This is a genomic window from Polymorphobacter multimanifer, from assembly GCF_014205635.1.
In the GTDB taxonomy this organism is placed as follows: domain Bacteria; phylum Pseudomonadota; class Alphaproteobacteria; order Sphingomonadales; family Sphingomonadaceae; genus Sandarakinorhabdus; species Sandarakinorhabdus multimanifer.
This window is the reverse complement of record NZ_JACIIV010000058.1, coordinates 1-6748: the sequence shown is the minus strand read 5'-3', so window position 1 is coordinate 6748 and position 6748 is coordinate 1. Positions and strand designations below refer to the sequence as shown.

Here is a 6748-nt window from a genome sequence, read left to right as displayed (position 1 = left end):
CCCGATCGGGGGCCTTTTTGCAAACAACCGGGCCGCACCGAAAATGGCCTGCTTTTACACCGCCACACTGGCCTGGAATCCGACCGCCGTTGACAATATCAATGGCGGGGGTGGTTCGGGAAGCATGTTCGACACTTCGAACAGCGATGCCATCACCTACACGTCCGACATCATGAACTTGACGGGGCTGACGAGCGCTGATTTTTCGCTGGCTTTCAGCGCGATCACGCCGCCATTTCAGATCGGTGAAGACGGATACGGCACGTCCTTCATGGCCAATGTCGCTGGCACATTTGCCGGGGCGGCCGTGCCCGAGCCTTCGTCATGGGCAATGATGGTCATCGGCGCTGGCATGGTCGGCTTCCGCATTCGCTCGCGGCGATCGGCAACGTCCATCGTGAATGCGTGACTGTTCAGGGCGGCAGGAAACTGCCGCCCTGCGCACGCTGCCGACCCGATTTTCTAAAGCGCCGCCGCCAGCACCAGCCGCGCCAGGGCTGGCAGCGAGCGCATCCCCGTTTTGCGCATCACTTCGGCGCGATATTTTTCGACCGTGCGCGGGCTGATCCTGAGATCTGCCGCGATATTCTTGCTCGGATGTCCATTGACGATCATCTGCATGACCTGACGCTGGCGTGTGGTCAATGATCCGATCAGTGCTGCAGCGTTATGCCGCTCAGTCAGCTCCGCACGTCGGTTGCGCCCCAGCAAACAGGCCTTGCGCACACTCTCGAGCACCAGCGCTCCGCTTGCCGGCTTCTGGATGAAGTCAAGCGCGCCGATCTTCATAGCGTCCACTGCCAGCCTGATGTTTCCATGTCCGGTGATGATGATGCACGGCGGCAGCAGCTCGTCGTCACGAAGGCGCCGTATCAGTTCAAGGCCGCCCAGCCCGGGCAGCGTGGCATCAATCAGCAAACATCCGGCACTATGGGGCGTCCAGCCCTCGAGCAACGCCTCACTCGACTCAAAGCCGCGAGTGACGAACCCATCGCTTCGGAGCAGCGCCGTAAGCTCGGCAAGCACCGTCGGGTCATCGTCCACGATGTAGACGATCTCGTCAGCAACCTGGGCTGAATTGTGTTGCGCAACCAGCCGATCGATGACTTGAAGCATTTCCTGCATTCGCACCGGCTTCGCTACCCGGAAACAGCCCTGCTCGGGAATCCGCGCCAGCGCCTCCACGGAAATGTCACCCGTCAGGACAATCACCGGCAGCTCGCTGCCAACCCGCTCTCGAATCTTTGCGACGAGGTGCAGGCCATCTTCCTTGCCGGCCAGGTTGAGGTCGGTGATGATGATTGCCGGCTTCGGCATCGTCTCCTGCAACACCTTGAAAGCGCCGGCTTCATCCATGGCCGTTGCGATGCGATGTCCGGCGCTGGCAAGCAGAAGACCGACAAGGTCCAGCAGATCCGTATCATCATCGATAAGAAGGATATCGACACCGACATGCGGTGCTGAGGTGTCTGGCTGGGCGACGTCCGCCTGCGGGGCCGGCACTGCGGAAGTTGCAAGCGGCACCGAGATCCGGAACATCGACCCTTTCCCGGGAACGGACTCGACCGACACCTTGTGCTCGAGCAAGTCACTCAGCCGACGGACAATCGAAAGTCCCAGCCCCAGACCGCGATTCCGGTCACGATCTGCCGCTCCGACCTGATGATAGGCGTCAAAGACGGCATCCAGCTCGCTCGGGGGAATGCCGACGCCGTTATCCCATACCTCGATATCGAGAAGCCGTCCCCTGCGCCGGCAACCGACCAGAGCCGTGCCGCGCCGGGTGTATTTGAGCGAGTTTGCAACAAGGTTATGGACAATCTGGCTCAACAGGAACGGGTCACTGAGAATGATGGCGCTGTTCGGGACAATTCTCAGATTCTGATCATAGGCGTCCGCATGAATGCCGAACTCCTGGCCTATACGATCAAGCAGGGTCGCGACCGGAAATGGCTGCACGTCAGCCAGAACACTGCCTGATTCGATCTGGTTGATATCGAGCAATGTGTTCAACATGCTCGTCATCGAAGTCAGGGTCCGGGCGAGCCGATCAAGCAACACCTGCACATCTTCGCTTTCGGTCTTTTGCATCAGCACTTCCTGCAGCAGGACCAGGGTCTGGAGCGGCTGTCGCAAATCATGGCTGGCGGCAGCCAGGAAGCGCGACTTTGCAAGGTTTGCGGCATCGGCCTGAAGGCGCGCCTCGACAAGGACCCTGGCGGCGTTCTTGCGCTCCGTGATGTCGACAACGGTGATGACCACGCCTTCAATACGGTCGAGATGAGTCCGATAAGGCAAGATCCGCCGGACGAACCAGTCGCCAGCCGCGCCGGCAATCTCACGCTCGATGGCGATCCCATCGGACAGCACGCGCTGCGCGTCGGTGTTCAGCGTCGCATCGACGACAGCCGGCGCAAGATCGGACATCGGCCGGCCGATATCGGTCGGCAGCATGCGAAACAATCGGCGTGTTGCCGGTGTGAAAAACCGGATACGAAGATCCGTATCGAGAAAGATCGTTGCAACATCCGTGCTGTACAACACATTCTGCAGATCGTCCGCGGTCGTTCGTTGGCGGTCCAGTGTCTCCTGCAACTGCCCGTTGAGGGCGGTCAGTTCCTCATTCAGCGACTGCAGTTCCTCCTGGGATGTCAGCAGTTCCTCATTGGCAGTATGATATTCCTCGTTGATCGAAAGCGTATCGGCGCGAGACGCGCGTTCTTCGAAATCGGCATTTTCGATATGCGCCAGGGCTTCATCGAGCTCGGCGCGCAGGGCCTCCAGTTGTCGTTCCAGTGTCAGTGCAACATCATTCAATGGCAGCGGCTCTCCAGCGGCGGCCGTGATCGCATCATGAAAACTGACGAGAAAGACCGTCTCGCTATTGCAGATGGCCTTTTCGACCGACATTGAAAACGGCTGTCCATCATGGCCGTCGCGGGACATGGTCGTGATCGGCCCATCGGAACGCGCGGCGCGCGCCACTGCGGCGCGCAGGGGACCGCGTTGCGTTTGCGGCAGCATCGGCAACAAGCCCCGCAACTCGAAGCTGGGCGCAACACGCAGATATCGGTCAGTGTTTCCCGACAGGACAAGGCATATGAACTTGTCGTCGATCAACACTGTCGGCGGAGCATGACGATTCATCAGCAACTCATGGCAAAGCTTTGCCGGGTCTTCGCTTGCGGCCGTGCGCCCAGGCGTCTTCGACAGCCGGGAAAACGAAGGGGTCGGTGCGAAAAAACGCTGTCGAAGTGGCCGTTGGTCGCCGACACGGCGGTAGAGGCGTGCCTGTTTCGAAACAAGTTCGAACCGTCCCTGGATTGCGCCGGCGGTCTCGGCACTGCCCAGCAGCAGCAGCGCCTGCGGGCGAAGCGCGAAGTGGAATGTCGCAATGACCTTTTCCTGAGCAACAGCGTCGAGATACATCAGCATGTTGCGGCAGAAGATCAGGTCAATCTGGGAAAACGGCGGATCGCCAAGCAGGTCCTGAACGGCAAAGACGATCGAGCCCCGCAATTCGCTGCTTATCCGCCAGCCATTGTCGTCAGCCGCAAAATATCGATGCAGCCGCTCCTGCCCGACCACGTCTGCAATTGTCGAAGGGTAAAAACCGTCGCGCGCCAAGGCCAAGGCGTCGGCATCAACATCGGTGGCAAACAACTGCAATCGCAGTCCAGGTCGGTTGCGCTTGATCTCATCGAGAAACAGCATCGCGATCGAATAGGATTCCTCGCCCGTGCTGCACGCGGCCGACCATATGCGCAGCGGCTGGCCTTCGGGGTGGTCCGCCACCAGGCCAGGCACCAGCTTTTCGGAAAGATACTCAAAAACCCAGGCATCACGGAAAAATCCCGTGACATTGATAAGCATGTCGTTGGCCAACAGGCCAAGTTCATCACTGTTGTGACGCAGGAGTTCAAGATATTTGGCGATATCCTGGTCAGGAAATCCTGCCATGTTGGCCCTGCGCAATGTTCGGCGCACGAGCGTGCCAGCCTTGTAACTCGTGAAATCCAGCCCCCGGACAACTCGAAGCAGTGCCGTTACCTCCGACAGCCAAGGCGGTGGCGGCGCAGATTGAGGCTTGATTGCCTCAGGAGCTTCCGCACGCGAGATATAGCCCGGTTGCGCGAACCGCAAAAGCTCGGCGGCAATCCCTGCAACCGGCAGGACATGGTCGACCAGGCCGGTGGCAATGGCGTTCTCCGGCATTCCAGCCTGGCCGGCTTCGGATGGCAGCTGTGCAAACGTCACGCCGCCATTGGCGCGAATTGCCGAAAGACCAACGCTTCCATCGGCCCCGGTGCCGGACAACACGACAGCAGCAACGCGGCCGGCATAGGCCTCGGCGATCGACGCAAGCAAGAAATCGAACGGCATTCTCATGCCATGACGGGCATGCGGCCTCGATACGACCAATGCGTCGCCATCGACGGAAAGATCGGCACCTGGCGGGATGACATGCACACGATTGGCGGCAAGGACCATGCCATCCTCGGCTTCGACAACCGGCAATGCGATATCGGAACGCAGCAAATCGACCAACAGGCTTGGATGGTTCGGGTCCAGGTGCTGCACAAGAATAAATGTGAGCCCGCTGTCAACAGGCATTACTGTCAATAGCATTCGAACCGCTGCGAGGCCACCAGCCGACGCTCCAACAGCAACCAGCTTCGGGCGCTTCAACACATCAGGCAGCGGATCTTCGTTTGCCATTCTTTGCTTCGCAACATCTTCATTCAAGGAGCACTACTAAAGTCTGATCCTGGTCAGATGGTATCACGCTGAATTATTTTGGTCTATGGTTCAGCATGGTAGTAATGATCCCGATATGGGGGACGCGGGACATGGGTAATTTCCGACACCAAGCAGTCGAGGCGAGAGCAAGTTCCACATGAATTCAACGCATGCGCCGAACCGTGAAAATTTCCCGTTTTCGCTGGCATCGGCCGCCAAAGCAGCAAAACGAGATCGGGAAAAGCCCACGCCGGCAGACTGAACCAGTCCATCGCCCGCGCTCGCCACCTTCGATGGCCAGGTACTGAAATGCGATCGAGGAAGCCTGATCCTGTCAACACGGAAATTGGCAGGCTCACTGCGCGAGGAGAGCCTCCGAGCCGATTGCCCTGGGTCCCATGTTCAGTTCGCCTCGGCGATCATCACAAGCGCGCGATCGACAATCGCACTGGCGCGCGCATCGGTGCCATCGGGCATGTCGTTCGCCAGCGCCGAGAAGATCAGCGTGCGGCCGCTGCGGGCCAGAAGATAGCCCGAGATCGCGCGTGCGGCGTTGAGCGAGCCGGTCTTGGCAAACAGCCGGCCCTCGAGGCTCGTGCCCTTGAAGCGATTGCGCAGCGTGCCGTCCTGCCCGGCGATCGGCAGCGTTTCGCGCCAGGCCGCGCCCCAGGGCTGGCGCGCGATCCAGCCGAGCAGCGTCGCGGCTGCGCGCGGGGTGATGCGGTTGTACGACGACATGCCCGAACCATCGGCAAAGGTGACGCTGCTGGCGGGAATTTGCGCCTGGGCCAGCATTGCCCCCAGTGCCGCCATGCCATCGGCGACCGAGCCGCTGCCCTGCAAGCCGCCGACACGCCGGATCAGCAGATCGGCATGAAGGTTCTGGCTCTGCTTGTTGATGATCCGCATGTCGGCAGCGAGCGACGGTGCGGGCAGCGCCGTCAGCATCGCCGGCAGCGGCGGCCGCGGTGCCGGTGCACCCCCGCGGATGGCGGGATCGTCCTGCGGCGCCAGTGGCCGGTGGCGCGTGCCGATGTCGCCGGTCACCGTCACCCCGCGTGCCTGCAGCAGCGAGCGCAGCCGCCACGCTGCATGGTGTGCGGGGTCATCAATGCTGAAGAACAGCGTTGCCGGGCGGGCGTCGGCACCCATGGTGCCCGTCAGCCGCACGGTCCGGCTGCCGGGCGCGCGCTCGGCGACAATGGCTTCGCCCGCGCCCGCCACGGTGACGATCCGATTGTCGATGCTGTAATAGTCCGAGCTTGCAACGGCGGGGGTCGTGCCCCGGCCGGGCGTGATCGTCGCGGCGATCTCGTTGTCGTCGAGCGTCAGCGCCGAAATGCCGGTGCCATAGCGCGACTGGATATTGTTCCAGCTCATCCCCAGCCCCCAGCGTTCGGCCGGAAACAGGCTGTCATCCCCGATAACATCGCGCACGCGGCGGGTGCGCGCCGCCACGGCATCGGCGAGCGTCTGCAGGCAATCGGCCACGCAATTGGCCTTGCTCGCCAGCAGCGGGTCGCCGCGGCCGTGCAGGATCACATTGTCTTCGCCGTTCCGCGCCGGCTCCAGCCGCACCCCCGTTCCGGTCGCCGCCGCCTGCAGTGCATCGAGATCGGCAAAGGCGGTGGCGGTGACGAACATCTTGGTGTTGGACGCAGCGATGAAGCGCTGGTCGGCCGCGATTGCCAGCAGCGGCTCACCTTCAAGCGTGGTGACGGCAAGGCCGTAGCGCGTTCCCGCCGGCCCTTCGGCGAGCACCGCCTCGACTGATGCGAGCAGCGCGGGATCGGGTGCCGCCCCGGCAGGGGCGGCAAGTGCAAGGGCCAATAGCAAGCCAGTCGCGCGCATCGGGAGAGAATAGCCACCGCCACCGCTCCGACGCCAGCGGGATTTGCAGATCAGGCGCCAGATCAGGCCCCTGTATATTGGCTGGACGATCTGGGTTAGCCTTGGTCGCGGCAGCAGCAGCTTGTCAGGCCCCTGGTTCTTGAGATCGTGGTTTGGC

Annotated in this window: 3 protein-coding genes; 1 reads left to right on the top strand and 2 read right to left on the bottom strand. The window is 61.6% G+C overall.

Annotation, left to right across the window (positions count from 1 at the left end; translation table 11 throughout):
* On the top strand, nt 1-409 hold a 409-nt coding region (locus FHS79_RS18260), incomplete at its 5' end, for a PEPxxWA-CTERM sorting domain-containing protein (RefSeq protein ID WP_184203247.1).
* Nucleotides 410-462: 53 nt separating this feature from the next.
* On the opposite strand, the gene FHS79_RS18255 is transcribed toward FHS79_RS18260, so the two are convergent.
* Both FHS79_RS18255 and dacB read right to left on the bottom strand, forming a co-directional pair.
* The gene (locus FHS79_RS18255; RefSeq protein WP_184203245.1) at nt 463-4719 is read right to left on the bottom strand and encodes a chemotaxis protein CheB; all 4257 of its coding nucleotides are present in this window, start codon (nt 4717-4719) and stop codon (nt 463-465) included.
* Nucleotides 4720-5142: 423 nt separating this feature from the next.
* Nucleotides 5143-6591: a D-alanyl-D-alanine carboxypeptidase/D-alanyl-D-alanine endopeptidase gene (dacB, locus tag FHS79_RS18250; protein WP_184203243.1), complete on the bottom strand. Its 1449-nt coding sequence runs from the start codon at nt 6589-6591 to the stop codon at nt 5143-5145.
* Nucleotides 6592-6748 lie beyond the last annotated feature (157 nt).

Coding starts and splice junctions, on each gene's coding strand:
- FHS79_RS18255 (WP_184203245.1), bottom strand. CDS start 4,719: ATGGCAAACGAAGATCCGCTGCCTGATGTGTTGAAGCGCCCGAAGCTG.
- dacB (WP_184203243.1), bottom strand. CDS start 6,591: ATGCGCGCGACTGGCTTGCTATTGGCCCTTGCACTTGCCGCCCCTGCC.